This is a genomic window from Rhizobium sp. BK418, from assembly GCF_004341105.1.
Lineage (GTDB): Bacteria > Pseudomonadota > Alphaproteobacteria > Rhizobiales > Rhizobiaceae > Rhizobium.
In genome coordinates this window covers 911,870-936,052 of sequence record NZ_SLZK01000001.1, presented here as the reverse complement: position 1 = coordinate 936,052, position 24,183 = coordinate 911,870, and the positions used below count along the sequence as shown (strand labels likewise).

The 24,183-nt window shown below is 61.4% G+C and carries 28 protein-coding genes and 2 pseudogenes; 16 read left to right on the top strand and 14 right to left on the bottom strand.

All coding sequences use genetic code 11. From position 1 onward, the window contains the following. The first annotated feature begins 81 nt into the window (after nt 1-81). The 6 genes from cax (at nt 82) to EV281_RS04585 (ending at nt 3,654) form a co-directional block, all read left to right on the top strand. Nucleotides 82-1,230, top strand: coding sequence for a calcium/proton exchanger (gene cax, locus EV281_RS04610; protein WP_132651725.1), 1,149 nt, complete (start codon nt 82-84; stop codon nt 1,228-1,230). Between the two features lie 68 nt (nt 1,231-1,298). Next, on the top strand, nt 1,299-1,679 hold the full coding sequence (locus EV281_RS04605; protein WP_245508213.1) for a potassium channel family protein: 381 nt from the start codon (nt 1,299-1,301) through the stop codon (nt 1,677-1,679). A gap of 88 nt (nt 1,680-1,767) precedes the next feature. Next, nucleotides 1,768-2,097 carry a metalloregulator ArsR/SmtB family transcription factor gene (locus tag EV281_RS04600; RefSeq protein ID WP_132651724.1) on the top strand — a complete coding sequence of 110 codons (330 nt, stop codon included), beginning with the start codon at nt 1,768-1,770 and terminating at the stop codon, nt 2,095-2,097. After that, nucleotides 2,094-2,591 carry an SRPBCC domain-containing protein gene (locus tag EV281_RS04595; protein ID WP_132651723.1) on the top strand — a complete coding sequence of 166 codons (498 nt, stop codon included), beginning with the start codon at nt 2,094-2,096 and terminating at the stop codon, nt 2,589-2,591. The genes EV281_RS04600 and EV281_RS04595 overlap by 4 nt, the downstream gene beginning before the upstream one ends. Nucleotides 2,592-2,608: 17 nt before the next feature. After that, nucleotides 2,609-3,022 carry a GFA family protein gene (locus EV281_RS04590; protein ID WP_132651722.1) on the top strand — a complete coding sequence of 138 codons (414 nt, stop codon included), beginning with the start codon at nt 2,609-2,611 and terminating at the stop codon, nt 3,020-3,022. 95 nt (nt 3,023-3,117) lie between these two features. Beyond that, nucleotides 3,118-3,654 (top strand): 2'-5' RNA ligase family protein, encoded by a 537-nt coding sequence (locus tag EV281_RS04585; protein ID WP_132651721.1) that lies wholly within the window; start codon nt 3,118-3,120, stop codon nt 3,652-3,654. 15 nt (nt 3,655-3,669) lie between these two features. On the opposite strand, the gene EV281_RS04580 is transcribed toward EV281_RS04585, so the two are convergent. Next, the gene (locus EV281_RS04580; protein ID WP_132651720.1) at nt 3,670-3,831 is read right to left on the bottom strand and encodes a DUF1127 domain-containing protein; all 162 of its coding nucleotides are present in this window, start codon (nt 3,829-3,831) and stop codon (nt 3,670-3,672) included. A 169-nt stretch (nt 3,832-4,000) separates the two neighbouring features. On the opposite strand from EV281_RS04580, the gene EV281_RS04575 reads away from it, so the two are divergent. Beyond that, nucleotides 4,001-4,900 (top strand): LysR substrate-binding domain-containing protein, encoded by a 900-nt coding sequence (locus tag EV281_RS04575; RefSeq protein ID WP_165911833.1) that lies wholly within the window; start codon nt 4,001-4,003, stop codon nt 4,898-4,900. A 15-nt stretch (nt 4,901-4,915) separates the two neighbouring features. On the opposite strand, the gene EV281_RS04570 is transcribed toward EV281_RS04575, so the two are convergent. Then, nucleotides 4,916-5,305, bottom strand: coding sequence for a YkvA family protein (locus EV281_RS04570; protein ID WP_132651718.1), 390 nt, complete (start codon nt 5,303-5,305; stop codon nt 4,916-4,918). A 174-nt stretch (nt 5,306-5,479) separates the two neighbouring features. On the opposite strand from EV281_RS04570, the gene EV281_RS04565 reads away from it, so the two are divergent. Beyond that, nucleotides 5,480-5,776 carry a hypothetical protein gene (locus EV281_RS04565; RefSeq protein WP_132651717.1) on the top strand — a complete coding sequence of 99 codons (297 nt, stop codon included), beginning with the start codon at nt 5,480-5,482 and terminating at the stop codon, nt 5,774-5,776. 28 nt (nt 5,777-5,804) lie between these two features. Here the strand turns inward: EV281_RS04565 and EV281_RS04560 are convergent, their stop codons facing one another. The 5 genes and pseudogenes from EV281_RS04560 to EV281_RS04540 form a co-directional block, all read right to left on the bottom strand. Next, nucleotides 5,805-5,954 (bottom strand): hypothetical protein, encoded by a 150-nt coding sequence (locus tag EV281_RS04560; RefSeq protein WP_132651716.1) that lies wholly within the window; start codon nt 5,952-5,954, stop codon nt 5,805-5,807. Between the two features lie 87 nt (nt 5,955-6,041). Then, complete coding sequence (locus EV281_RS04555) at nt 6,042-6,920, bottom strand: NAD(P)H-binding protein (RefSeq protein ID WP_132651715.1); 879 nt, start codon at nt 6,918-6,920, stop codon at nt 6,042-6,044. 62 nt (nt 6,921-6,982) lie between these two features. After that, the gene (locus EV281_RS04550; RefSeq protein ID WP_132651714.1) at nt 6,983-7,879 is read right to left on the bottom strand and encodes an AraC family transcriptional regulator; all 897 of its coding nucleotides are present in this window, start codon (nt 7,877-7,879) and stop codon (nt 6,983-6,985) included. Nucleotides 7,880-7,956: 77 nt separating this feature from the next. Continuing rightward, nucleotides 7,957-9,506: pseudogene (locus EV281_RS04545) on the bottom strand (acetolactate synthase large subunit). Nucleotides 9,507-9,630: 124 nt separating this feature from the next. Continuing rightward, nucleotides 9,631-10,512 carry a LysR family transcriptional regulator gene (locus EV281_RS04540; RefSeq protein ID WP_132652008.1) on the bottom strand — a complete coding sequence of 294 codons (882 nt, stop codon included), beginning with the start codon at nt 10,510-10,512 and terminating at the stop codon, nt 9,631-9,633. 97 nt (nt 10,513-10,609) lie between these two features. Between EV281_RS04540 and EV281_RS04535 the strand changes: the two genes are divergently transcribed. Then, nucleotides 10,610-11,356 carry a sulfite exporter TauE/SafE family protein gene (locus EV281_RS04535; RefSeq protein ID WP_132651713.1) on the top strand — a complete coding sequence of 249 codons (747 nt, stop codon included), beginning with the start codon at nt 10,610-10,612 and terminating at the stop codon, nt 11,354-11,356. 6 nt (nt 11,357-11,362) lie between these two features. Here EV281_RS04535 and EV281_RS04530 read toward each other — a convergent pair whose 3' ends face one another. Further along, nucleotides 11,363-11,743: a VOC family protein gene (locus EV281_RS04530; protein ID WP_132651712.1), complete on the bottom strand. Its 381-nt coding sequence runs from the start codon at nt 11,741-11,743 to the stop codon at nt 11,363-11,365. 181 nt (nt 11,744-11,924) lie between these two features. On the opposite strand from EV281_RS04530, the gene EV281_RS04525 reads away from it, so the two are divergent. Then, nucleotides 11,925-12,236 (top strand): hypothetical protein, encoded by a 312-nt coding sequence (locus EV281_RS04525; protein WP_132651711.1) that lies wholly within the window; start codon nt 11,925-11,927, stop codon nt 12,234-12,236. 172 nt (nt 12,237-12,408) lie between these two features. Here the strand turns inward: EV281_RS04525 and EV281_RS04520 are convergent, their stop codons facing one another. Continuing rightward, the gene (locus EV281_RS04520) at nt 12,409-14,241 is read right to left on the bottom strand and encodes a chloride channel protein (protein WP_132651710.1); all 1,833 of its coding nucleotides are present in this window, start codon (nt 14,239-14,241) and stop codon (nt 12,409-12,411) included. An 85-nt stretch (nt 14,242-14,326) separates the two neighbouring features. Here EV281_RS04520 and EV281_RS04515 point away from each other — a divergent pair, with 85 nt between their 5' ends. The 4 genes from EV281_RS04515 to EV281_RS04500 all read left to right on the top strand — a co-directional run bounded on the left by EV281_RS04515 (nt 14,327) and on the right by EV281_RS04500 (nt 18,801). Further along, nucleotides 14,327-14,773 carry a winged helix DNA-binding protein gene (locus EV281_RS04515; RefSeq protein ID WP_132651709.1) on the top strand — a complete coding sequence of 149 codons (447 nt, stop codon included), beginning with the start codon at nt 14,327-14,329 and terminating at the stop codon, nt 14,771-14,773. 31 nt (nt 14,774-14,804) lie between these two features. Then, nucleotides 14,805-15,260, top strand: coding sequence for a helix-turn-helix domain-containing protein (locus tag EV281_RS04510; RefSeq protein ID WP_132651708.1), 456 nt, complete (start codon nt 14,805-14,807; stop codon nt 15,258-15,260). A 334-nt stretch (nt 15,261-15,594) separates the two neighbouring features. Continuing rightward, on the top strand, nt 15,595-17,253 hold the full coding sequence (locus EV281_RS04505; RefSeq protein WP_132651707.1) for an arylsulfatase: 1,659 nt from the start codon (nt 15,595-15,597) through the stop codon (nt 17,251-17,253). Nucleotides 17,254-17,358: 105 nt separating this feature from the next. After that, complete coding sequence (locus tag EV281_RS04500; protein ID WP_245508212.1) at nt 17,359-18,801, top strand: transporter substrate-binding domain-containing protein; 1,443 nt, start codon at nt 17,359-17,361, stop codon at nt 18,799-18,801. Between the two features lie 79 nt (nt 18,802-18,880). Here EV281_RS04500 and EV281_RS04495 read toward each other — a convergent pair whose 3' ends face one another. The 4 genes from EV281_RS04495 to EV281_RS04480 form a co-directional block, all read right to left on the bottom strand. Further along, entirely contained in the window at nt 18,881-19,690 is an 810-nt protein-coding gene (locus EV281_RS04495) for a hypothetical protein (RefSeq protein WP_132651706.1), read from the bottom strand. 24 nt (nt 19,691-19,714) lie between these two features. After that, on the bottom strand, nt 19,715-20,287 hold the full coding sequence (locus tag EV281_RS04490) for an OmpA family protein (RefSeq protein ID WP_165911848.1): 573 nt from the start codon (nt 20,285-20,287) through the stop codon (nt 19,715-19,717). Between the two features lie 10 nt (nt 20,288-20,297). Then, entirely contained in the window at nt 20,298-20,720 is a 423-nt protein-coding gene (locus EV281_RS04485; protein WP_132651704.1) for a hypothetical protein, read from the bottom strand. Nucleotides 20,721-20,839: 119 nt separating this feature from the next. Continuing rightward, nucleotides 20,840-21,472 (bottom strand): LysE family translocator, encoded by a 633-nt coding sequence (locus tag EV281_RS04480; RefSeq protein WP_132651703.1) that lies wholly within the window; start codon nt 21,470-21,472, stop codon nt 20,840-20,842. A 173-nt stretch (nt 21,473-21,645) separates the two neighbouring features. On the opposite strand from EV281_RS04480, the gene EV281_RS04475 reads away from it, so the two are divergent. Next, nucleotides 21,646-22,551, top strand: coding sequence for an EamA family transporter (locus tag EV281_RS04475; RefSeq protein WP_132651702.1), 906 nt, complete (start codon nt 21,646-21,648; stop codon nt 22,549-22,551). 125 nt (nt 22,552-22,676) lie between these two features. Next, complete coding sequence (gene chrA, locus EV281_RS04470) at nt 22,677-23,888, top strand: chromate efflux transporter (RefSeq protein WP_132651701.1); 1,212 nt, start codon at nt 22,677-22,679, stop codon at nt 23,886-23,888. Between the two features lie 20 nt (nt 23,889-23,908). On the opposite strand, the pseudogene EV281_RS31550 reads toward chrA, so the two are convergent. After that, a pseudogene (locus tag EV281_RS31550) lies at nt 23,909-24,043 on the bottom strand (acyl-CoA thioesterase); the annotation flags it as partial. Between the last annotated feature and the right edge of the window lie 140 nt (nt 24,044-24,183).

The following is a 24,183-nucleotide window of genomic DNA, read 5'->3' as shown; positions in this document are numbered from 1 at the left end:
ACCGGTGCGGGATGCCGCGACAACAAAAGGGGACGGTGGTAAAACTGGGCGTTGGTTGCTCGTCTTGTGGGGAGATGCAGCATGGGCAAGCTTGCGGAAGGACCTTCGGTTACCCCGTCGTCTTCAGCAGGAAGGGTCATCATGGACGAGGTCCATCAATCGCCTCTTCTTGCGCTGATCGTTTTCGTACCTGTCGTCATCGTGCTGGAACGGCTTAGGCCTGACTCGCACACGCTGTTATTCCTGTTATCGGTGGTGGCGATCATACCTCTTGCCGCTCTCCTGAGCCGGGCAACCGAGGCGGTTGCCGCGAAGACGGGAGACGCGGTCGGCGGACTGCTCAATGCCACCCTCGGGAACCTGACCGAGCTCGTCATTTCACTGGCGGCACTGCAGGCGGGGCAATATCTGCTCGTCAAGGCGTCCGTGGCGGGCGCGATCGTCACCAATACGCTGTTCATGCTGGGCGGTTCGTTCCTGCTCGGCGGACTCAAGCATCACGTTCAGGAATTCAACAGGGTCAACGCGCGTTTCCAGGCCTGTATGCTGTTCCTGGCAACGATCGCGGTTCTCGTCCCGTCGCTGATCAGTGAAGTGGATCAACCGCCGGCCCCCGCGGTTTCACAGACACTGAGCCTCGGGCTATCGATCCTGCTCATCGTCGTCTACGCACTCGGCATGTTCTTTTCACTGCGCACACACAAGGAGCTTTTCGCCAGCATCAGCCACGGCGGCGAAGAGGAAGAGAAGCCCTGGCCGATGACACTGGCTCTCGTGCTCCTCGTCGTCGTCACTTTGCTAGTGGCGCTGGTCAGCGAAATCTTCGTCGGATCGGTGCAGGTCGCTGCCGAACATCTCGGCATGACGCCGGCCTTCGTTGGCTTCATCGTCGTGGCGCTGGTGGGCGCAGCTGCGGAAATGACGACAGCCTTTTCAGCGGCCCGTACCAACCGGCTGGATCTCAGCGTCGGGATCGCGCTCGGCAGTGCTGCCCAGATCGCGCTCTTCGTCGCGCCTGTGCTGGTGGTCGTCAGCTATTTCGTCGGCCCGGAACCCATGACGCTGCAATTCTGGCGCGGCGCGGTGACGATGATGATCGTTGCCACGCTCGCCGCTACGCTCCTGTCCAATGGAGGACGCGGCGCCTGGTATGCGGGGGTCATGGCTCTGGCGCTTTACGGGATTTTCGCCTTCACGCTGTTCGTTCTACCGCCGGCAAATCCGTCCTGATCATTCGCCCTGCCGATCGGCAGCTGGGGACAGGTTCCGGTGGATTGCGGAAAGAGAAAAGCAGGGACATGACGACAAAAATCGGCACGACATTTCAATCGAGTACACGGATGAGACGGCTGTTCTTCGCGGCGCTTTTCCACCAGATCCGCATCCTCTGGCCAATTTATTCCGGCGTGCTGATCGTCATGCTCGGGGCCGGCGCCATCATCGGCTGGATCGAGGGCTGGGGCGTCGGCGAGAGCCTGTATTTTACCTTCGTCACCGGCCTGACGATCGGCTACGGCGACCTTGCGCCCAAGGCCACGATGGGGCGCATCCTGATCGTGCCGATCGGTCTTTGCGGCATTATACTGACAGGCCTTGTCGCCGCCGTCAGCGTGCAGGCGCTCGATGCGGCAGGCCGCGCCCGAACCGAGCCGGATGATCGCACCGACACCAGATCGTAAGGCATCACGCGCGTTGCTCCGCGTTTTTCGATGCGCAACACATTCAATAGTATTGACTAATTGATTAGTGTTGGCTATTTGATTTTCCATGATCGAAGCCGAAACCATAACCGCTGTCATGCGCGCCCTTGCCGATCCCACCCGGCGGGCCGTGTTCGAGCGCATCGTCAATTCCGAAGAAATCACGGTGGTGGAGTTGACCCGCGGCAGCAATGTTACGCAGGGCGCCATCTCCCAGCATCTCAAATCATTGAAACAGGCGGGCCTCGTCAGCGAGCGCCCCGAGGGCCGCAAGGTTTATTACCGCGCCGAACCCGGTGGCCTCGAGCCGCTGGCCGACTGGATGAGCCATTACGGCATCTTCTGGCGCGAACGCTTCACCGATCTCAGAAAGCTGTTGAAGGAAATCGACCCATGAACCAAGCCATTAATCCCGGAAGGCACGCCGCCGACACACAGGCCATCGTGGTCGACGAAGTCTTCCCGCATGCGCCCGAGATCATCTGGAAGGCGCTGACCAGCGGCGAGTTGATCGGCCGCTGGCTGATGGCGCCGGACGGATTTGCACCTGTCGTCGGCAACCGCTTCACCTTTCAGACCAAGCCGGCCGGCGAATGGGACGGCACCATCCAGTGCGAGGTGCTCGACGTCGTGCCGAACGAACTTCTGTCCTATGCGTGGAGGGGCGGCCACGAGAGCAATGATGATGGCTACGGCTCGAAGCTGGAGACGGTGGTCACCTTCACCCTCGCCAGGGCCGATGCAGGCACACGCCTGCGCCTCGTTCATTCCGGCTTCGTGCTTCCGAAGAATGACATCGCCTATCGCAACATGGGCGAGGGCTGGAAAACGGTGGTCAAGAGGCTCGACGCCGTGGTCTCCGAACAGGCCTCTTCCCAGACCCAGCATTAAAAGAACAGGAGAAAGATATGAGCAAGTCCTACACGGGCGGTTGCGCCTGTGGCGCGATCCGCTACGAAATCGCAGCCGAACCGGCCGTCATGGTCGATTGCCAGTGCCGGCAATGTCAGCGCTCCAGCGGCACCGGGCACCAATCGCACCTGACGTTTGTCGCTGCGGACGTAAAGGTCGAGGGAGAGGCATCCACGTGGCAGACGGTCGGCGACGACGGAACCGTCAAGGACCGCGGCTTCTGCCCGACATGCGGCTCAGCGGTCTACATGACGTTCCCTGCCATGCCCGAGGTCTTCATCGTCACGCCGGCAAGCCTCGACGACCCGAGCCGCTACCAGCCCCAACTGGTATCCTGGACGGCAGCCGGATACGCGTGGGATCATCTCGATCCAGCAGTGCCAAAATTCGAGAAGATGCCGCCGGCATAGGGGAAAGCGAAGAGGCCGGCGGCAACCTGCTTGCCGCGCGGCTCCGATTGACCTGATAATGACGTTACCGATGCTGCCAACATGCTGGTGACGTCTTGCCCTTTGCCGTTTTTATGGAGCTGGATCCGTACAGCGCCGCAGAGCTTCAGCCGATCGTCGAGCATGTCGAGCGTGTTTCGCCCAATGCCAGGACCCCGCGTCGGCTGAGCATCGAGCCGCATATATCGCTTGCCGTCTATGACGGGCTCGACCCCGAGCCTCTTATCGGAGCGCTCGACCGGTTCAGCGACGGCATGCGCACGCCTGTCGTCAAGCTTGCGAGCCTCGGTCTTTTTCCCGGGCCGGCACCGGTCCTCTTCGCAGCACCCGTCGTCTCCGCCGAGCTGCTTGCCCTGCATCGGGATTTCCATGCGGCCGTCGACTCGGCTGGGGCGGCCTGCTGGTCCTATTATCTGCCCGGAAACTGGGTGCCGCATGTGACGCTCGGGGAGCAACTGACCCCGGAGGAGGCGGGAGCAGCAGTGAGCGGGGCGATGGGCCTCTGGCAGCCGATGAGCGCAAGCCTGCACCGGATTTCGCTGGTTGCCTTCCATCCGGTCGAGCTCTTGTGGCATCGGCAATTGCCGGCATGACCTCCTCTTCAGCGACTACGCGCGCCAGAAAGGCCGATGGCTCTGCTCGTAGGCGGCTTCACGGGTCATGCCGAAATCCCGAAGCGTCTCGTCGGGGAGCATATCCAGCTCGCGGGCGAAAAGGCGGCGTTCAGTCCAGCGTTCGCGCCACAGGCGGAGTGTCTCTGTCATATGCATGATGAAATTTCCTTTCTCTGTTGGCAAAACTCACCTATAGTTAACGGAGACCTGAAATCGTAATTCCACTCGTTTTGCTGATTTGTAATGGTTTTATGTCGGTTTCAGACGTTGGAAAAGCGCATTATCTTGACCTTGATTGTTACAAAAGCTCACATATGAGGAAGCCGTGGCCCGCAATCTGCCGCCCTTGTCCTATCTCCGGGCCTTCGAAGCCACGGCACGTCTCGGCTCGGTGACACGGGCCGCCGATGAATTGGGGCGTACCCATGGGGCCATTTCCAAGCAGCTGCAGCTTCTGCAGGAGCAGCTTGGTATTGCCGTCTTCGAGAAATCGGGGACGGGGCTTCGGCTGAACGAGGACGGAGCGGCCTTCTTTGCCACCGTGTCGCGCGCCTTCGATCTTCTGGAAGAGCGCTATCAGGAGCTGAAAGCGAGCCGAAACGAGGCGAGTGTGCATATTGCCTGCAGCGCCACCTTCGCCATGGTCTGGCTCGTGCCGCGTCTGGCGGAATTCTACAGCCTCCATCCGAACTGCCGTGTGCAACTTTCCATGTCGTCGAGCGCGCGTGACGGTGGCACGAACCGGGCGAGGGATGGCGTGGATTTCACGCTGAGCTGGGATCGTCTGTCACGGCCGCGGGTGGAGGGCGACCATGTGCCGCTCGCCTCCGTCTCTTTCGGTCTGGTGTCGGCGCCGGATTATCCCGTTCGTGCGGAAGGCGATGGATTCAGCTTCCAGACCCGCATTTCGCCCGACCATATGAGCGAACAATGGACGAATTGGCAGGCGGCGACAGGGCACAGGATCTCGGCGCAGTCGGAGCTCTATTTCCCGCATATGCATCTCTGTGTCAGCGCTGCCGTGACCGGGCTTGGCGTCGCACTGGTGGAGCGGCGTTTTGCTCTGAATGAGCTGAAAAGCGGGAAGCTGGTGGAGCGGTCGGAGTTCCTGACTTACGAGGATGGTTTTGTGGCGATCATGAAGCCCGGCCGAACGCTCTCACCGGCTGCGAATCATTTCCTCGACTGGCTACGCAGCGCCTTCGTGCGGGAGCAGGCCCGGTGAAAGCGTGGTTCCGCGTCAGCGATGCCACAGCTTCCACACAAACCAGATACCGAGGGCGGCCAGGAGCAACCAGATCAGCACGATCGCGACAAGGCCCGAACGACTGACTGGGCGCTGCGCCCGGTGTGCGGCCCTTTCCCTGAATTCCGCCATCAAAGGCACTGGAATGAGGCGGATGGCGATGAGGATGCCGAGCGGAACGATGATGAGATCGTCGAGATAGCCGAGCACCGGCACGAAATCCGGGATGAGATCGACGGGCGAAAGCGCATAGGCGGCAACCGCCCCTGCAACGATCTTGGCCATGGTGGGTGTGCGACTGTCCCGCGCTGCAATCCACAGCGCGACCACATCGCGTTTCACGGTTCGCGCCCATTGCTTCGCCGCCGTCAACCATTCACTCATTATCGCGCCGCCTGTCTGCTTGGGTATTCGGACCGGATCATCACAGGCGCAGTTTAACATTTGATCTATTAAAAGGGGCAGCGGAAACGGCCGAGATGTTTTCTGTTTGTTCTTTTTCGCCGTTAAGTTACATTGTCCTCGTACACGATGCCCAATTCGCGAAAAGGAGTTTGCATGAAGGCGGTTTTCTTTGGAATTTTCATGCTCACTGCCGGGAATGCGTCTGCTTCCTGCGAGCTGGTTTCGGCTCCGTGCTCCACTGACAGTTCAGAGAACACCTATATCAGAGAGCAGAATCTCGGCGGCGGCTACAACACGTATCGCAATGGAGATCTATACTCGCAGACGCATCAGCAGCTCAATGGCACCTATCGAGAGACCTTTTCAAGCGGCGGATACCGGACCTATTACAGCGACCCCAACCGCCGCGACCCTTATCGGGATGATCCCAAGGGCATGGTCGGCCGTTGAGGCGCGGCGATCCTCCCGCGGCATCGCTCTAGTGATGTTTGAAATACTGCACCTCGCGCTCATGCTTCTCGGCGGCTTCGCGTGTCTTGAAGGTGCCGAGGTTCTTGCGCTTGTGCGTTTTTGGGTCGGGCTTGCGGGAGTAGAGTCGATATTCGCCTGATTTCAGCTTACGGATCATGGGGACCTCCTGTTCCTGCGTGATAAACCTCCTTCACACGCACCCGGTTCCCTTATCGATCAACTGGGACGAAGCTGCGATCGGTCGTCACCGTACGGCGACAATAGGCCGAAGCGCGTTGATCAACTCGGTCGTGCCATAGCGGACATCACGCGCATTCGGTTCGACATCGATGAGACCACCCTTGCTGTGAACGTCGTAAAGCTCGGTCAAAAGATCCGCGGCGCTGGCGCTCACCATCCGGCCCAGGATTTCGCGCCATTGCGAACGGGGCAGCGCTCGAGCGGTGATCGTGCGCCCCGATAGCTCGCTCAGTGCGGCCGCCACATCGCTCGCGCTATAGCGGCGCGGACCTTCCGCGTGGATGATCTGCTCGCGCATTTCGATGTCGGGCCGCAGCAGGAGATCGGCGGCAATACGGCCGACATCCTGTGCAGAGACATTGGGGATCCGCTTTTCGACCGGGTCATGAAAGCTCGGCAGAATGCCGGTTGCGATCGCTGCCGGCGCAACGCGGCCCCAGCCTTCCATATGCTCGGCCGAGCGCAGGAATATCCGGTGCATATCCAGCTGGCGAAGGCGCTGCTCGAATATGTGGAACATGCTCGGCATCGCGAAGCCTTCGCCGAGATGGGCGCCGTAATCGGAAATGGCCAGTACGAGGGCGGGGCGCGCCTCTTCCAATGCCTCGGCGATGCTTTCGATGGAGCGGCGCATGTCGCCCTTTATATCTTCGGCCCGCGGGTTGGCTGGCAGAATGACCTGAACACGCTCCGCGCCCGATATCGCTGCGGCAAGTGCCCTGGCGTCCTGCAGATCGGCAAATGCGACGTCGCAGCCGGTGGCGGTCAGCCGGCCAGCCTTCGACGGATCGCGCAGAATGGCGCGCACGGGCACACCTGCCTCGCGCAGCACCCCGGCGGTCGAATAGCCGACCTTTCCGGCAGCTCCGAGGATTGCAATCATGTCCTTCTCCTTGCTGATGATGCGCAAGGACTAGAAGGCCGCACCGGAGGCGTCGCACAAATTCAGGCCAGTCTTTGCAATTTCGGGCGGAATTCGCCGACTTCGCGGAGGATTTCGCCGGGCGTCTGGCCAGTGAGCCGGCGCATCGTTGTTGCCATATGGCTCTGATGGGCAAAGCCTGCGGCGAGCGCGATCTCGCTTGCAGCCATATCGGTCGTTGTCATCAGGGCGCGGGCATATTCGACCCGGCGGCGCATGACATATTGGTGCACCGGAACGCCAGTGCTGTTCCGAAACAGGCTCTTCAGCCGCGTGACGCTGAGACCGGCAACGATCGCAAGGTCCGCCAGATGCAGCTTCCGGTCCAGGTTGGTTTCTATGAATTCCGTCAGCACCCGCAGCTGTCGTGCGGAAAGCTTCTGAGTGTTGCGAGTTTCGGGCATCCTTGAAGCACCGCTCGCCGTCTCGATCAGCCGGATGGCGAGAGCATTGGCGAGAAGATCGATATAGAGCGGATCGGACGGGATATCGGCTTCCAGATCCGCCTTGATCGCCCGGCAGATCGCCTCGATGCCGGCGTCTCGCAGCTGGAATCTCGGCTGCAGCTCGATCTGGCCGGCATCCCGCCCGAGTTCTCCGGCGACCTGAGCAAGCCGCCCGGGATCGAGCCCCACACGCAGGATCCGGCAGTCGGCATCATCCTCCCAGGACCCGTCGAGACCGGCGGGAATGACATCGATATCGCCGGGTTTCTGCACGCGGCGCATGCGCCGGCCGCCGCAGCGACAATCCGCATTGACGGGAGGACCGAAATGGATCCCCAGACGATGCATGTCACCGCCCGGTACACGGGAGAGGCCGCGCGGAATATGCAGGAATTCGGCCGCGAGCCCGCTCCACGCCCGCCCGGAACTGGTCAGCAGGATTTGCGGCGAGGTTTGCACGGATGACGCTGTCATTATCGGTCTCGGCTTTCGGTTTGAGACCGGAATGCTATGCTTCGAAGGCGGGATTGCCAACCGGGTTACCTGAACGCTCAGATGATCGCTTCGATGAGAAACGGTCCGCGGCGCCTGAGCGCACTTTCGAAGAGATCGGCAAATTGCTCGCAGCTATGCGCGCCCGCGGCATCGACGCCCATGCCCTTGGCGATCAGCACCCAGTCCCAGGCGGGGTGATCGAGGTCCATCATCCGCCGGGCGTTCTCGCCGATTCCGTGGACGCCGACATTGCGCATTTCGGCATGCAGCACGGCGTAGGCGCGGTTGGCGAAGATGATCGTCACCACGTCGAGATTTCGCGCGCCTGCGTCCACAGGCCCTGCACCGTGTACATGCCGCTGCCATCGGCCTGCAGATCGATGACCTTGCGATCGGGACAGGCGATCGCCGCACCCGTTGCAAGCGGTATGCCGCAACCGATGGAGCCGCCGGTGTTCATCAGGTAGTCGTGCGGCGCCGAAGCCGCCGAAAGTTCGAAGAAGCGGCGGGCCGAGGTGATGCCCTCGTCGCAAACGATGGCATTGTCGGGAAGTCTTTCCGCCACCATCACTGCGATCGCATCTTCGGTCAGATGCCCGAAGGGCGTGATATGGTCGGAAGCTGCACTTGCCCGTGGCAGGGGTTGCGACGGCCTGACGCCGAGTTCGTCGCTGAGTGCTTCGAGCGCGCCTTTCAGATCCTCGCCATGTCTTGCGAGCGTCAGGACCTTGCAGCCTTTGCGCACAAGCCGTCCAGGTTTGCCGGGATAGGCAAAGAAGGCGACCGGCTCGGGGGCGCCAACCAATACAAGCACATCGATATCGGCCAGCAGGTCCAGGGCGGCGTCGACCGGGTAGGGGATGCGGGTTACGGCGACACGGCCGCGGCCGCGCTCGATCCTCGGCAGTTGCATCTCGCTGAAGAGACGCACATCCCTGGCGGCCGCAATTGCTCCCGCGATCTCCAGACAATCGGCGCGGGCAGCCCTACCGCTGACGACAATTCCGGCTTCGCCGGGCGTGTCTCTGATGGCCGCGGCAACCGCGCGTACGGCGTCCATGTTCACCGCCGGCGGCACCGGCAGAGGCAACCTGATCGGCTGATCCGCTTCGACCTCGCCCCAGGCCGCATCTGCCGGCAGGATGAGCGTTGCCACACCGGGCGGTGACAATGAGGCACGATAGGCGGCCTCCGTCGCCCCGGCAATCTCTTCCGGGCTGCGGATGCGGTGCACCCAGTTGGACATAGCACCCGCCAGGCTTTCGATATCCGATGTCAGCGGCGCGTCGAGCTGAAGATGGTAGGAGGCATGATCACCGACGATGTTGATAACGGACTCGGGCGCGCCGGGCATTGTGGAGATTGGCAAGGCCATTGGCGAGACCCGGCCCAGTGTGGAGCAATGTTGCAGCCGGGCGGTCGGTCATGCGCGCATAACCATCGGCCGCGCCCGTCACGACGCCCTCGGAAAGGCCAAGAACGCAGCGCATCGCGGGCTTGCGGTCGAGCGCTGCGACAAAATGCATTTCCGACGTACCGGATTAGCAAAACATACGCTGACACTGTTTGCCAGAAGCGTATCGCACAGGCTGTCTGCACCGTTCATGACAGTTACCTCCCGCTTGCGGCAGCCTTGCACGGGAAGAGTATGAGCACAACCTTGAATAACGCGTCCGGCGAGCTTTCGTGGCTGAGCGGGAGCCGCCCTCAAAGGCGCTGGTTAGGCGTCTTTATGCGGGGGCAAGATGGTTCAAAAGGCTGCGGGCATGGAGCGACAATTCCGCCCGCTCTGCCGTGCAGACCACCAGCTGCCGCGTCGCCCAGCCATCCGACAAGCCGACAGTGACAATTCCCGACCACCGTTTCGCACGGTGAGCGGCTATTTCGGGCACGATGCCGATCCCGGCACCTGCACCCGCCAGCCGGCAAACGGCCTGAAAATCGCGCAGCCGCACGCGGGTCTTCAGCCTGATGCCGAGGCGGCCTGCCTGCGCATCGATATGATCCTGCAGGGCGCCGGCGGCAAGGCAGACGAAATGCTCGTCGACGAGATCGGCGAAACGGACGTTGCGCTCCCGCGCCAGGGGGTGTCCCTTGCTGACAGCGACGACGAGCCGATCGGTGGCGAATGGCCTTGCCGTCAGCCCGGCCATGTCAGCCGCGGCAGAGAGGATGCCGATCTCGGCACGGCCGGCCGCAACACTTCCGGCAATCTCGACGCTCTGCCGTTCCTTCAACTGCAGATCCACCTGCGGGTTGGCTGCCATCCAGTCCGCCACCTTCTCGGGCAGATGTTCCGATATGGCCGCCGTGTTGGCGAGAATGCTGATCGTCGAGCGCAGCCCGCGCGCATATTCGCCAAGCTCGCCATGCATCTGCCTGATCTGGCTGAGGATGATGCGGGCGTGGTGGGCCAGGGCTTCTCCGGCCTCTGTCTGCGAGACGCCGCGGCGGCTGCGCTTCAGCAGAATGACCTCACCGAGCGTCTCCATATCGCGCAGGCGCTCGCTTGCTGCAGCCAGAGACAGCCCTGCATCTGCCGCCCCATGAGTGATGCTGCCGGCATCGACGACGGCAAGAAACAGGCGAAGGTCGGTGAGATCGAAACGCATTTTGCGAGAGTAGGCCATTTTCTGCCTTCGGACCAGCCGAAGGAAGGCTGAGGGACTTCCGCATTGTGCCGATCTCTGAAGCTGCTAGCAATGCGTCATGTCCGATCTTTCCTTCACCTTCCTGTCAGCAGTCACCGCCACCTTCTTTGCCGCCGGTATCGTCAAGGGTCTCGCCGGCATGGGACTTCCGACGGTCGCCATGGGCATATTGGGTATTTTGACCTCGCCGCTGACGGCGGCAAGCCTGCTTATCGCGCCGTCGTCGGTCACCAATATCTGGCAATTGCTCGCAGGCCCGAGCTTCGGCGCTCTCCTGCGGCGGTTCTGGCCGATGATGACGGCCATCGTTGCGGGGACGATGCTTGGTTCGGAATGGCTTGCGAGCGGCGATAGCGGCCTGACGACGCGGGGCCTCGGTGCTGCGCTGGTGCTCTATGCTGCCTATGCGCTGTTTGCCCGTCAAATCCGCGTGCCAGGCGCGATGGAGCTCTGGCTTTCGCCAGTCATTGGTGCAGTAACGGGACTGGTGACCGGCAGCACCGGCGTCTTCGTCATCCCCGCCGTACCGTATCTGCAGGCGCTGGGGCTCGCCAAGGATGATCTTGTGCAGGCGCTCGGCTTGTCCTTCACCGTCTCCACCATCGCGCTCGCAGCGTCTCTCGGCTTTCGCGGCGCATTCGACGGCGGCAATCTTGCATTCTCTGTGCTTGCGATCCTGCCGGCGCTGGCTGGCATGTGGGTGGGAAAGGTGTTGCGCGATCGGATTGCGCCGTCAACCTTCCGCCGCGGGTTCCTCGTCTGCCTGCTGCTGCTCGGCGCGGAAATGTTTCTGGGGCCGCATTGAACTCTGCTAGGGCTCCACGCCCGTCACGTTTCCGTCGGCATCGGTGGTGAACGTACCCTTGCTTTGATCCAGCATAGTCAGAACATTGCCGAAGGGATCACGCACGACAGCCGCTATGCCGATCGGCAGTTCGAAAGGTTCGCAGACCCGTTTCCCGCCGAGTGCCTCGAAACGCTCGAGGGCGGGAGCAAGTTCGGGTACCAGAAGATCCACCTCGGGGCCTGCTTTGGTGTGCAGCACCAGTTCGGCGTCCGTATCGGCCATGGCAAGGCCGGCCGCATCGGCTGTGCGCCAGAGCAGTCTATGGCCGAGGGCATGCTGGTAGAAGGCGAGGCCTTCGCCGAGGTCCGGCACCTTGAGGATGACGCAGTCGACTTTCTGGAACATGGATCTGTGCTTGCCTCTTGAGCCGCCGCATGCCGTGGAAATAGCGGTCGGTGCGCGACGGGCAAGGTTTGTAAAGCTGCGGCAGTAGGCGACAATCCGCCGCCTTTTTTTAGCCTCGCTCGCTTCTCACAAACAGTTTGCCAGGCGAAGGGCGATTCGTCCGTTGTAACAGGTTTGAAAAATGATCAACAAAATGACGATCACGGCAGCCGTGATGCTGCTCTCGGCTCACTATGCCGGCGCCTCCAACGATGCCGCGTGGAATGCGCTCTTCGCCAAGGTGAACGGCACCTGCATCGGCCAATCAGGCATGGATACGCCGGAGGCTACCGCTCCCATCGTCTTCGACGATGCGACAGGAAAGGTTGCGGTGCTCCTGCGCGGCTCGATGGGCAAGGGCAAGAGCAAGGTGAAGAACGTCAACCTGATCTGCCTCTACGACAAGAAGACCGGCAAGGCTTCGATCCAGGAATACCGCTGGCTCGGCCGGTAATGGGGTACCGGCGGGCCAGCGTCCTTGTTGGCGCTGCCGGGCACTGACGCCGGTGGCTTAACTAGGTAACGATCGCGGTGCCGAAGAGGGCTAGCCGTCGTCTGCTGAGCGAGCAGTTCATCGCCGTCATAGGCTGACGGCGGTTTTCGCTGATATCATTGGTACTCGAGCTTCAGGCGCGTCCTTTGTCCACCTGCGTTTCGCCCATCTGCCTTCGCGGTCCTAAATAGGGCTGGCGCTCCGTCTCGGTTGCCCTCAGCGAATGGCGCAGCCGCAGCAGATCCTTGCGGGCGACGAGGCCGTGCAACTGCCCGGTTTCCGGGTCGACGATCGGAATGCGGCCGGCATCGGTCGCCAGCATCAGATCGGCGACATAACCGACCGTATCGTCGGGATGGGCTGCCGGCAGTGACGTATCCGAGACGAAATCGCCGAGCATCTGGTCGGCGAGCGTGCCATCCTGCTGCCAGCGCAGCGCATCGCCACGCGAGACCAGCCCCCTCACGATCCCCTTGGGATTGACAACCGGATAGACCCGATGGGTCTTCGGTGTAGTAACGAAGAAATTGATCGCTTCTCCGACCGTCATGTGCGCCGGGAAGGTATCAACCTCCTTGATCATGATGTCGCGGGCCCGGGAAAACTCGAAAGGATCGATACCGTATTCGCGGGTGATGTGCTGGCCGCGGCGGGCGATTTTCTCGGTCAGGATCGAGCGGCGCAGCAGCAGCACCGTGACCGCATAGGCGGAGACGGTCGCGGCCAGCAGCGGCAGCAGCGATGAGACATCGCCCGTCAACTCCACGGCGAAGAAGGTGCCGGTCAACGGCGCTCGCATGGTGCCGCCCATCATGGCGGCCATGCCGAGCAGGGCCCAGAAGCCGGGATCACCCGGAAGGAAAAGGCCGACCAGCCAGCCGAGCGCGCCGCCGAAGATCAGGAGTGGCGCCAGAACACCGCCCGACGTACCTGACGACAGGGCGATAAGCCAGATCGCAGCTTTCACCAAGAGAATGGTCAACACGGCGGCGGGCAGGATGGAACTATTCAGCAGGGCGTCGATGATATCGTAGCCGACGCCGAGCGCGCGGGGCTCGATCAGGCCGCCGAGGCCGATGAAGAGACCGCCGAGGGCTGGGCACCACATCCAGTGGATTGGCAGCGCCTCGAAGAGATCCTCGATCTTGTAGAGCAGAGTCGTCAGAAGGCCGGATTGCAGGCCGGCGATGATGCCCATCGCCGCGCAGAGCAGGATGCCCCACCAGGGCAGGTCCATGTGAAATTGTTTGGGGAAGAGCGGGCCGGCCTGGAACAGGAAGGGGCGCCAGCAGATCGATACGCAGGCGGCGACCGCGACCGGGATAAAGCTGCGCGGCTTCCATTCGAATAGCAAGAGTTCGACGGCGAGCATGATGGCGGCAATCGGCGAGCCGAAGATCGCCGTCATGCCGGCGGCAGCACCTGCGACCAGCAGCGTCTTGCGCTCGGCCGAACTCAGGTGGAAGCACTGGGCAAAGAGCGAGCCGATCGCTCCGCCCGTCATGATGATCGGGCCTTCCGCACCGAAGGGGCCGCCGGTGCCGATCGAGATCGCCGAGGAGAGCGGCTTCAGCACCGCCACTTTGGGCGACATGCGGCTGCCGCCGATCAGGATCGCCTCGATGGCTTCTGGGATGCCGTGGCCGCGGATCTTTTCCGAGCCGAAACGGGCCATCAGCCCGATGACGAGGCCGCCGATGACAGGAATGAGCACCATCCAGACGGAGCGTGGCGCCAGGGCCAGCGAAACGGCCGTTATGCTGAAGCGGTGGAACCAGACGAGATTCGTCACCAGCGAAATGAGGCTGACCAGAACCCAGGCGGCAAAGGCACCGCCGGTGCCGACGATCAGTGCCATGCCGACGAGAGCAAGAACACGTTTGTCCGTGGTGAAATCCCCGGCTTCGCGCCGGGAGAGGCCGCCCATGAAATCATGGGGGCGATGTGCATTTTTCTGAGGGGGCATTGCAGGTCCTGTTGACGGCTTCACTCAATCGGCAAATATATCGCAGTACGATATAAATCAACAGCCAAAATCGGGAGCTGGAACCATGCAGAATAATGATCGCGCGCTATCGGAAATCGAATATGAGGCGCTCGCCAATCTCAGATACAGGATCCGCAAGTTCCGCCAGTTCAGCGGCAAGGCCGCGGAAAAACTCGGCCTGACGCGCCAGCAGCATCAGGCGCTGCTAGCGATCAAGGGGCTCGGCGTCGGCGGGCGAATGAGCCTGTCGAACCTCGGCGACAAGCTCATTCTTACCGCAGTTGAGAATGCCGAATTGGCCGCTTCGCTGCGGGAGGCCGGCCTTGTCTCCATAGATACGAAGCACAAGCGCCGGCAGACGCTCATGTTGACAGAGCAGGCAGAAGAGCTATTGCGTCGACTGACATCAGCCCATCTCTACGAGATCCGCGAGATGGCGCCGGAACTGATGCAGGCACTGCGCATGCTGCAGGATCACCGGAGGATGGAAGTGGCTGCGTGGATGCAATGAGCGCACTGAAGGCGCCGGGAGTAGGGGACGTATGGGGAAAAAGCCGAAGGACGATCTGACGGATGCCGATTACGAGGCGCTCTCCAACCTACGCTATACGCTGCGCCGCTTCATGGATTTCAGCGCTTCCGCCGCGCAGGAGGAGGGCCTGCCGGCGCAGCAGCATCAGGCGTTGCTCGCCATCCGCGGCCATCGCGGAGAAGATGCCATGACGATCGGCTTGCTTGCCGAGCGTCTGCTGATCGCGCCGCATTCGGCGACCGAACTCGTCGGCCGGCTGGTTGCAGCGGGCTACGTCTCCCGCCGCGCGGATCCTGCCGACAAGCGCCGCCAGACGCTGGAACTGACCGAAAAGGCCGATGATGTGCTGAAGCGATTGACGGCCATTCACCTCACCGAAATCAGAGAAATGGCGCCGCAGCTCATCGCTATCCTGCAGGGTTTGCAGGCGGGCGACGAGCTCGAAGCCGACCCCTGGCCGCGCTAGAGCCCTTCCAAGCCGGATTGAATCATCCTGTGCCTCAAACGGAAGCGGCCGATCGACGGGCGCGCGTCGTAGCCCAGTTCTACAGCCGGAATGGTATGATGATGCCAGAGCACTGAAACACCGGATCGGCTGTTTCGAGAAAGTAGAGCTGTTGTTGGAAAAGAGCTTTCCGCGCGGTTTGCAGCACAGCTTCGGGCACGGCAACAGCACGTGAGATAAAGACCCCGGACCGTTAACGGGGCCGTTTACGCCTGACGTTTACCGTAACGTACTTCCGTGACCATGGAATTTAGCGGAGCATTCGCGCGCAGGTTTGATCTCAAGGAGGAATTCGATGAAAGACGTCGAAAATCAAAAGCAGGATGATAGGTTGGCATCCGTCAGTCGCCGCAATCTTCTGCTCGGCGGCACGTCGCTTGCGATCACGGCTCTCGCCGTCTCATCCGCGGTCAATGAGGCCGCAGCACAGACGCAGCAGACGGCGGCCAGCGGCGGTTCGGGAAAACTGCCCAATATCCTTGTCATCTTCGGCGACGATATCGGCATTCCGCAGATCAGCGCCTACACGATGGGGCTGATGGGCTATCGCACGCCGAATATCGACCGCATCGCCAAGGAAGGGGCGATCTTCACGGATTCCTACGGTCAGCAGAGCTGCACGGCGGGCCGCGCCTCCTTCATCCTCGGGCAGGAGCCGTTCCGCACCGGCCTTCTGACGATCGGCATGCCGGGCGACCCGCATGGCATCCAGGACTGGATGCCGACCATTGCCGACGTGATGAAAACCAGGGGCTATGCGACCGGCCAGTTCGGCAAGAACCATCTTGGCGACCAGGATCAGCACCTGCCGACGAAGCATGGCTTCGACGAATTCTTCGGTAATCTCTATCACCTGAATGCCGAAGAGGAGCCGGAAGGCTATTTCTATCCGAAGGACCCGGCTTTCCGCCGGCAGTTCGGTCCGCGCGGCGTCATTAAGTCCACGGCCGACGGAAAAGTCGAAGATACGGGCGCGCTCAACACCAAACGGATGGAGACGATCGACGAGGAATTCCTGGCTGCCGCCAAGAATTTCATCGATAGGCAGGCGAAGGCTGACAAGCCTTTCTTCTGCTGGTTCAACTCGACCCGCATGCACATTTTCACTCATCTGAAGCCCGACTCGCTCGGCAAGACCGGCAAGGGCATCCATGCGGACGGCATGGTGGAACATGACGGCCATGTCGGCCAACTCCTTGACCAGTTAGATCAGCTCGGCATCGCCGACAACACGATCGTTCTTTACACGACCGATAACGGCGCCGAACTCGCACTTTGGCCGGACGGTGCCCAGACCATGTTCCACGGCGAAAAAGGCACGACATGGGAAGGCGGCTTCCGCATTCCGATGATGGTTCGCTGGCCGGGCGTGGTAAAACCGGGCACGGAGATCAACGAGATCGTGACCCTGATGGACTGGATGCCGACATTTGCGGCCGCCGCCGGCATCGACGACCTTAAGGAGCAGATGAAGGCAGGCTTCAAGTCGGGCGCGAAGGAGTTCAAGGTGCATCTGGACGGTTACAATCTGCTGCCGATGCTGAATGGTGACAGCACGAGCGGGCCGCGCGATTCCGTCTATTATTTTGACCAGGGCGGCAATCTCAACGCCATCAGGTGGAACGACTGGAAGCTGAGTTTTGCGGTCAACAGCGAGGGCAATATCGCTACGGCCACCCGCGAAGTGCCGGCCTGGGCTAGCATCGCCAACCTGCGCATGGACCCCTATGAGCGCGGATTGAAGGAGGGTGGCGGCGCCGTCGAGTTCCTTGCCCGCAATATGTGGCTGATCGTGCCGGTGCAGGGCAAGATCAAGGATTTCTTCTCCGACTTCAACCAGTACCCCTATCAGGAGGGCAGTTCGCTGAATGCGAGCGGCATCAACTACGGCCTTCTGCGGCAGGAGGCGGCGCTGAAGCGGCTCAACGAGCTGGAGCGCCTGACGCCACAATAACCTTCCAAAGCCGCCGCAGGAGTGCGGCCGGAGCTCCCGCGGCGGCAAGATGTAAAACCGCAATATTCACCTGATGCGTTCAGGGCCGATGCTGGGGAGGCCTCGATGAGCTCGTTTCTGAAGGTGCTGTTCGTGCTGCTGCTCGCTGCCGTCTCGCTGGGGACAAGGCCGGCGGCAACCGAGGAGGCGGGTTCTCCCGGCCTCATTCAGAAGCATGTCATTGATCTCGGTGCGATGAAGGAGCGCCGTATCGTGCGAGTGCTGGTGCCCTACAGCAAAACGATCTACTTCGTCGACAGAGGGCGCCAGTTTGGCACGGCGGTGCAATTCGGGCTGGAGCTCGAAAAGGTTCTCAACAAGGACCGCAAGAAGCAGATCGACCATATCAATATCGTCTTCGTGCCGATGCCACGTGACAGGCTGTTCGACGCGCTGAACGAGGGCTATGGCGATATCGTCATGGCGAACCTGACGATCACCGACGAGCGGCTGAGCCAGGTGGATTTTACCGATCCGCTCTATGACAATGCCGAGGAGGTTCTGGTCGCTGCGCCAAACAGCCCGACGGTATCCACGCTCGACGATCTCTCGGGCCAGCACGTCGCCGTGCGCGCCTCCAGCAGCTATCATGAGCATCTTCTGGCGCGGAACAAGGAACTCGCCGCGGCCGGCAAGGCCGAGATCGTCATCGACCTCATGGATGAGAGCCTAGAGGACGAGGATCTGATGGAGATGGTCAATGCCGAGCTTCTGCCCTTCACCGTCGTCGATGCCTATAAGGGGGATATCTGGACGCATGTCTTTGCCGACATGAAGGTGCGACACGATATCGTGCTGTCATCTCAAGGAAAGATTGCCTGGGCGATCCGCAAGAACAGCCCCGAGCTAATGGCCGAACTCAACGCCTTCGTCGCCAGCCACAAGGTGGGCACGACCTTCGGCAATATCCTGCGCAATACCTTCTACAAGCAAGACAAGATCATCAAGCGTGCCTATTCGCCCAACGATGTCGCGCGCTTCCAGAAGCTTGTCGAGATCTTCCGCAAACATGGCGGCAGCTATTCCTTCGACTATCTGATGTTGCTTGCGCAGGGCTATCAGGAATCGCAGCTCGATCAGTCCAGGCGCTCACCGCGCGGTGCCGTCGGAATCATGCAGATGCTGCCCTCGACGGCAAAGGACAAGGTGATCGGCATCAGCGGCATCGACAAGGACCCCGACCGCAATGTCGAAGCGGGCGCCAAATATCTGCGCCATCTCATCGACACCTATATCGACGACGAGGGGCTTACGCCCAAGGACCGGCAGCTTTTCGCCTTCGCAGCCTACAATGCCGGGCCAGGCAACCTGCGCAAGTTCCGCGACAAGGCAAAGGCGATGGGCCTCGATCCCAATGTCTGGTTCGGCAATGTCGAGAATGCCGCTTCCGAGATCGTCGGGCGGGAGACGGTCCAATATGTCAGCAATATCTATAAATACTATGTAGCGTATTCACTGCTCGTCGCGCGGATGGGGGCACACGCGCAGGCCGGTCATTCCGTCCAGTGACAGGGGTATTCGGGTCACGCTGCCTGTCGGCAACATCGTCATTGGTCGGTGACAATGATCGAAGGCAATCGGACACTCGTCACTGCGATTCTGCCGGCGGCAAGCCCATCCCCGAAAATCCCTGACGCGTCCATTCGTAGACGGCGGCATTGGTGCGGAAATTGCCGACCCTCGGCGATGCCAGATCCAGAATATTGACGATTACGGCGGTCCAGACCACCGTCAGAAGAAGGATAAGCACACGGACTGGCCGGCCGCGCAAACCGAACTGATAGCCGAGAGAGGCCATACTGAGCAGCATGACGCCCGTGAGGAGCCAGAAAATCTGCGACGGCAGGCGGATGCCCATGGCGAAACGCTCGGCTGTGCCGGCATCGAAGGCCTCGTTGACCGCCGACATCAGCGAAACCGAGACGGGGTCCGGACGATCGCGAACGATGGCGCTGACACCGCGCCATATCGATTGCTGCAGCCTGGACGTATCCTGGTTTGCGCTGGCAATCGCGTCGTTGTCGAGCCCGGCATCGACGAAGGCTCGTCGCGCCTTCAGGTAATCTTCAAGCAGCCGTGCGACCTCGACCGCCTGCGGCGAGCCGATCGCGCTTGCCCGCAGAAAGGCGGTACCGATGGCATTGGCTTCGTTCAGCGTCCCCTGGCGCCGCTCGCTGAAGCGGGCAGTCGAATAGGAAAGCGTGAGCGCCAGAACGAAAGCCAGCAGGCCGAGCATGCCGGCGACGACCACGCCGACGTTTTCCGCCTGGCCCTGAACGCTCGTCTTGCGGCTTGAGCCGATACGATAGCCGATCTCATGCGCAAGGAGCTGCACGATCAGCAATATCGCAGCGACGGCCAGGGTGCTCCACCCGGCAAGATCGCGAAGGAAGTCCATAACGACAGCTCCGATTGCGGCTGGTCATTGCTTCTTGGTGAAGACGCCGAGATTGTAGAGCTGGACGCGCCTGTTGTCGGCGGCTTTCGCATTGGAGCCGTCGATCGGAAAATATTCGCCGACCCCGACCGTGTAGAGACGCCCGGCATCGACGGCAAAGGTCGTCGAGAGGATTTCCTTGATGGCTTCCGCCCGCTGCTGGCTGAGTTCGAGATTATGCTGGTCGCTGCCGGTCGAGCTGGTATGACCGACGACGAGGAACTTATAGGCCCAGAGGTTCGGGTGGTGCAGGGCATCGGCGATCATGCCGAGCGTGCGATAGGATTCCGGTTCGATGGCAATGGAGTCGTTGGCAAAGGCGATCTCGACCACCATCTGCGGCAGGCGCGCGACCTTGCTCCAGTTCGGCAGACCCGACATCTCCTTTCCGGATCCGTTCATGGCCTCTTGTCTCAGCAGTTCGACATCGACAATCGGCGCTGCCCCCTGGAGCTTTCCGAGACCGGCGACGATCCGCTCCTGGGAGACCTGTTGCGCAAAGGCGAAGGTGGGCAGCAGGAAGGCGGCGGCAAAGCCGGCGAGGGCGGTTTTTCGCATAGTCATGACCTTACCTCCATCCTGCATCTGATATCGCCTGATTGCACTGGGCACTGATCGTGTTCTGCTTTTTGGCCAGGCATGCAAGAATGTAGCCGTCGCCGACGACGCCATTGCAGCGCCGGGCCATGTCGGTGGCGCAGACCTTGCTGTAGGCTGTCTGCGCCTGCTCGCGCTTCTGGATCGATGCCACGACACTCGCAAGCGAGGATGTGCAAGTTGGCGAGACCTTGGCCGCATTCTGAGCGAGGCAATCGGCGATCCTGTTGTTGCCGAGGTTCAGCCCCTTGCAGAGCTTCTTGATATCGGTGCCGCAATCCTTTGCCAGTACGCTCACCGCATCGGCATAGCTGATCGTGTCTGCCTTCGCTGCACCCGTCCAGGCGATGACGGCGATCACCGCCGCGCCAACCGGTCTCCATACTCCAGGCATGCATTACCCTCCTGTTGTGGCCGCCGGAATGGCGCCCCTCCGGGCTATGGAATGCAGATCAGGAGACTTTGGTTAAGTACGTTACTGTAAACTCACTGTAAATCGGCAGGTAATGCCGTTTAGGTGCTTGCCCGCCGGTAGAGCGCCAGCGAGCCGGCGAGCGTCAGCAAGACGCCGCCGCAGATCCGGTCGAGCCAGAGCGCGCCCGATTTCCGCAACAACCGGACGGCCTGCGAGCCGAGAGCCGCATAGCCGAACATGACCATGAAATCGATGGCGGCGAAGACGAGGGCAAGCATGGCATATTGCTCGACCTGCGGACCGCGTGGATCGATGAATTGCGGCAGGAAGGCCGAAAAGAACAGATAGCCTTTTGGATTGGTGACGGCGACGAGAAAGCTCTTCAGGAAGATCGCCACCGCTGAGCCGGATGCGTTCTCTTCGGAGCGCAGCGCGACATCCAGCGTTCCCTTCGACCGCAGCAGCATGACACCCAGGAAGGCGAGGTAGCAGACGCCGACCCATTTGATGACGGTGAACCAGAATTCCGAGGCGGCGAGCAGGGCACCAAGACCCAATGCGACGGCACCGATCAGCACGAAATCCGACATGACGGCACCGATCATGCCAGATGTCGCCCGGCGCACCCCGAATTTGGAGCCGTTCGTCAGGGCGAGGAGCACAGTCGGGCCGGGCGTGGCGATGCCGACGAATGCCACAAGCGCAAATGCAAGAACCGTCATTTCAGTCATATCGTTCTCCTCCGTTGCCACCACCTATGACACCGACGGGATATTTCCGGAAGAGCCTTCGTCGCCGGTCTCAGTTGCATTCCCAATCGTCGATAGTTCGGTCTGCATCGAAGCATTCAGCACCCGTTGCAGCTAGAGAGAAGCACAGGCTGTCTGACTAGGACCGGAATACGATGGACAACAAGACTGACATGACACGGGAACTGGTGCTGCTGCTGGCGCTCTCCGCACTCTGGGGAGCGTCCTACACATTCATCAAGATCGGCGTTGAGACCATCGCACCGGTGACACTGGTCGCCGCGAGGACGCTGATTGCCGGCCTGCTGCTTCTCGCCGTCATCCGGTGGCGCGGCCTCAGGATGCCTCGCGACCGACAGACCTGGATCTACTTTCTGTGTCAGGCCTGCCTGAACAGTGTCTTGCCCTTTACGCTGATCGCCTGGGCCGAGCGCACGACCGATGCCGGTCTTGCCGCGATCCTGAATTCCACGACGCCGATCTTTGCCTTTCTGATCACGGCACTGATCACCCGGCACGAAGCGATGACAAGCCGCAAGCTGTTCGGCGTATCCTCGGGATTGATCGGGACCGCCCTGATCATCGGCCTCGGTGCGCTCGACAATATCGGACAGGCGCTCCCGGCACAGCTTGCGATCGTGGCCGCTACGATCTGCTATGCGGGCGCGGCGGTCTTCGGCCGGAATTTCAGGGGGCTCGATCCCATGCTGCCGGCTGGCGGCTCGCTGATCTCGGGCGCGGTGATCCTCATACCTGTTAGTATCGTCGTCGATCACCCCTGGACCTTGAGCCCGAGTCTGCATTCCTTGCTCGCGCTCCTTACCCTCTCTGTCTTCTCGACGGCACTCGCCTTCGTGATCTATTTCCGTCTCATGCAGACGCTCGGATCGGTGGGGGCCACGGCCCAGGCCTATCTGAGGGTCCCGATCGGTGTTGCGATCGGTGTCATCTTCCTTGGCGAAACGCTGTCTTCCACGGCGGGGCTTGGTCTTGTCTTCGTCATGGCCGGCGTTGTCGCCATGACGTTGCCCGCACGAGCGCGTGTCCGTCATGTTGTCTGATCCGCACCTTCACGAGATCTGTGCCTATTCGACTGACATCGAAAATCACCTGTTGTCATCGTGCCGTCATTGATGGTGAGGATACGGGTCGGCACAATGGGGATGTTGGCGTGGATACAGGAAAAATGACCGAGGAGAAGACCGCTATTGCGCCGGCTGGCACGCCCGCGGAGGTTTTCGGCGCCTTCCTGAAGCTTGGGCTCACCTCGTTCGGCGGACCGATCGCGCATCTTGGCTATTTTCGCGACGAGCTCGTGACACGGCGCAAATGGATCGACGAGAAGGGCTATGCCGACCTCGTCGCCCTCTGTCAGTTTCTTCCCGGTCCTGCATCCAGCCAGGTCGGCTTTGCCATGGGCTTGTTGCGCGGCGGACCTCTGGGCGCGCTTGCGGCGTGGAGCGCCTTCACGCTTCCCTCCGCGCTGATCCTGTTCATCTTCGCAACCGCCGCCACCGCGCTCGACAATCCGGCCGGGCAAGGCCTGCTGCACGGGTTGAAGCTCGTTGCGGTCGCGGTCGTGGCACAAGCCGTCTGGGGCATGGCACGATCACTGACGCCCGACAGGCCGCGCGCCGGCATCGCACTGGCCGCGATTTTCCTGGTGACATCAATAGGGGCACTCGGCCAGCTCGCAGCCATCGTGCTGGGTGCCGTTTCGGGACTCGTCCTTTGTCGCGGGGCCGCCGCCGAGCACAAGGCCGGTTTCTCGTTCCGAATATCGAGATCTGCAGGCCTTACCTGTCTGCTGGTGTTCCTGCTCCTGCTGTTCGGATTGCCGCTTGTTGTTTCCATCCTGGATTCGCAGGGACTGCGCCTTTTCGACGCTTTCTATCGCTCCGGCGCGCTCGTATTCGGTGGCGGACATGTCGTCCTGCCGCTGCTCGAGACGGAGGTGGTGAGACCGGGCTGGGTTTCTGAGAACGCATTTCTCGCCGGTTACGGCGTTGCGCAGGCGGTGCCTGGCCCTCTCTTTACATTTTCGGCCTATCTCGGTGCGGTCATGGGGCCGTCGCCCAATGGGGTCACGGGGGCCGCCATCTCCCTGGTCGCGATTTTTGTGCCCGGCCTCCTTCTGCTGCTCGGCACTCTGCCTTTCTGGGACAGGCTCAGCGCCTATCCGCTGGCGCAGGCGGCCATGCGTGGCGCAAACGCGGCCGTGGTCGGCGTGCTAGGAGCTGCCCTCTACAATCCGGTATGGACAAGCGCGGTCCTTACCCCAGTCGATTTTGCTCTTGCCCTGTCGGGCTTCCTGCTGCTGGTCGTCTGGAAGGCGCCGCCGTGGATTGTCGTGCTGCTGATAACGGCGAGCGCCGTCCTGCTGCAGCTCGCCGCCTGAACCACGTCACGTCAGGTCGGTCAATCCTTCACCGGCAAGGCCGCTTTCATCGCCGTCCATGCTGCCCGGCCAAGCCTTACATCCGCAAGGTCGGTGCCACCATGAGCATGAAGGCTGGAGCGAGGCGTGGTTTCGCCAGGGAGCAGCACGCGATGACGAGAAACTGCGCGAAATGCTCGCTCGCTATGCGTCTTCGGGAAAACTGAGTTTCGCCGCCAAGAGAAAACTGGTTTTGGGGGGTCGATCAGCCGTAATCGGCTTGTGGGCAAAGCAGTCGTCAGACTTGCCCGATCGC

Excerpts from the sequence above, each read along its gene's own strand:
- cax (WP_132651725.1), top strand. The coding sequence starts at position 82 with ATGGGCAAGCTTGCGGAAGGACCTTCGGTTACCCCGTCGTCTTCAGCA.
- EV281_RS04605 (WP_245508213.1), top strand. The coding sequence starts at position 1,299 with ATGACGACAAAAATCGGCACGACATTTCAATCGAGTACACGGATGAGA.
- EV281_RS04600 (WP_132651724.1), top strand. The coding sequence starts at position 1,768 with ATGATCGAAGCCGAAACCATAACCGCTGTCATGCGCGCCCTTGCCGAT.
- EV281_RS04595 (WP_132651723.1), top strand. The coding sequence starts at position 2,094 with ATGAACCAAGCCATTAATCCCGGAAGGCACGCCGCCGACACACAGGCC.
- EV281_RS04590 (WP_132651722.1), top strand. The coding sequence starts at position 2,609 with ATGAGCAAGTCCTACACGGGCGGTTGCGCCTGTGGCGCGATCCGCTAC.
- EV281_RS04580 (WP_132651720.1), bottom strand. The coding sequence starts at position 3,831 with ATGCATATGACAGAGACACTCCGCCTGTGGCGCGAACGCTGGACTGAA.
- EV281_RS04570 (WP_132651718.1), bottom strand. The coding sequence starts at position 5,305 with ATGAGTGAATGGTTGACGGCGGCGAAGCAATGGGCGCGAACCGTGAAA.
- EV281_RS04565 (WP_132651717.1), top strand. The coding sequence starts at position 5,480 with ATGAAGGCGGTTTTCTTTGGAATTTTCATGCTCACTGCCGGGAATGCG.
- EV281_RS04560 (WP_132651716.1), bottom strand. The coding sequence starts at position 5,954 with ATGATCCGTAAGCTGAAATCAGGCGAATATCGACTCTACTCCCGCAAG.
- EV281_RS04555 (WP_132651715.1), bottom strand. The coding sequence starts at position 6,920 with ATGATTGCAATCCTCGGAGCTGCCGGAAAGGTCGGCTATTCGACCGCC.
- EV281_RS04550 (WP_132651714.1), bottom strand. The coding sequence starts at position 7,879 with ATGACAGCGTCATCCGTGCAAACCTCGCCGCAAATCCTGCTGACCAGT.
- EV281_RS04540 (WP_132652008.1), bottom strand. The coding sequence starts at position 10,512 with ATGCGTTTCGATCTCACCGACCTTCGCCTGTTTCTTGCCGTCGTCGAT.
- EV281_RS04535 (WP_132651713.1), top strand. The coding sequence starts at position 10,610 with ATGTCCGATCTTTCCTTCACCTTCCTGTCAGCAGTCACCGCCACCTTC.
- EV281_RS04530 (WP_132651712.1), bottom strand. The coding sequence starts at position 11,743 with ATGTTCCAGAAAGTCGACTGCGTCATCCTCAAGGTGCCGGACCTCGGC.
- EV281_RS04525 (WP_132651711.1), top strand. The coding sequence starts at position 11,925 with ATGATCAACAAAATGACGATCACGGCAGCCGTGATGCTGCTCTCGGCT.
- EV281_RS04520 (WP_132651710.1), bottom strand. The coding sequence starts at position 14,241 with ATGCCCCCTCAGAAAAATGCACATCGCCCCCATGATTTCATGGGCGGC.
- EV281_RS04515 (WP_132651709.1), top strand. The coding sequence starts at position 14,327 with ATGCAGAATAATGATCGCGCGCTATCGGAAATCGAATATGAGGCGCTC.
- EV281_RS04510 (WP_132651708.1), top strand. The coding sequence starts at position 14,805 with ATGGGGAAAAAGCCGAAGGACGATCTGACGGATGCCGATTACGAGGCG.
- EV281_RS04505 (WP_132651707.1), top strand. The coding sequence starts at position 15,595 with ATGAAAGACGTCGAAAATCAAAAGCAGGATGATAGGTTGGCATCCGTC.
- EV281_RS04500 (WP_245508212.1), top strand. The coding sequence starts at position 17,359 with ATGAGCTCGTTTCTGAAGGTGCTGTTCGTGCTGCTGCTCGCTGCCGTC.
- EV281_RS04495 (WP_132651706.1), bottom strand. The coding sequence starts at position 19,690 with ATGGACTTCCTTCGCGATCTTGCCGGGTGGAGCACCCTGGCCGTCGCT.
- EV281_RS04490 (WP_165911848.1), bottom strand. The coding sequence starts at position 20,287 with ATGCGAAAAACCGCCCTCGCCGGCTTTGCCGCCGCCTTCCTGCTGCCC.
- EV281_RS04485 (WP_132651704.1), bottom strand. The coding sequence starts at position 20,720 with ATGCCTGGAGTATGGAGACCGGTTGGCGCGGCGGTGATCGCCGTCATC.
- EV281_RS04480 (WP_132651703.1), bottom strand. The coding sequence starts at position 21,472 with ATGACTGAAATGACGGTTCTTGCATTTGCGCTTGTGGCATTCGTCGGC.
- EV281_RS04475 (WP_132651702.1), top strand. The coding sequence starts at position 21,646 with ATGGACAACAAGACTGACATGACACGGGAACTGGTGCTGCTGCTGGCG.
- chrA (WP_132651701.1), top strand. The coding sequence starts at position 22,677 with ATGACCGAGGAGAAGACCGCTATTGCGCCGGCTGGCACGCCCGCGGAG.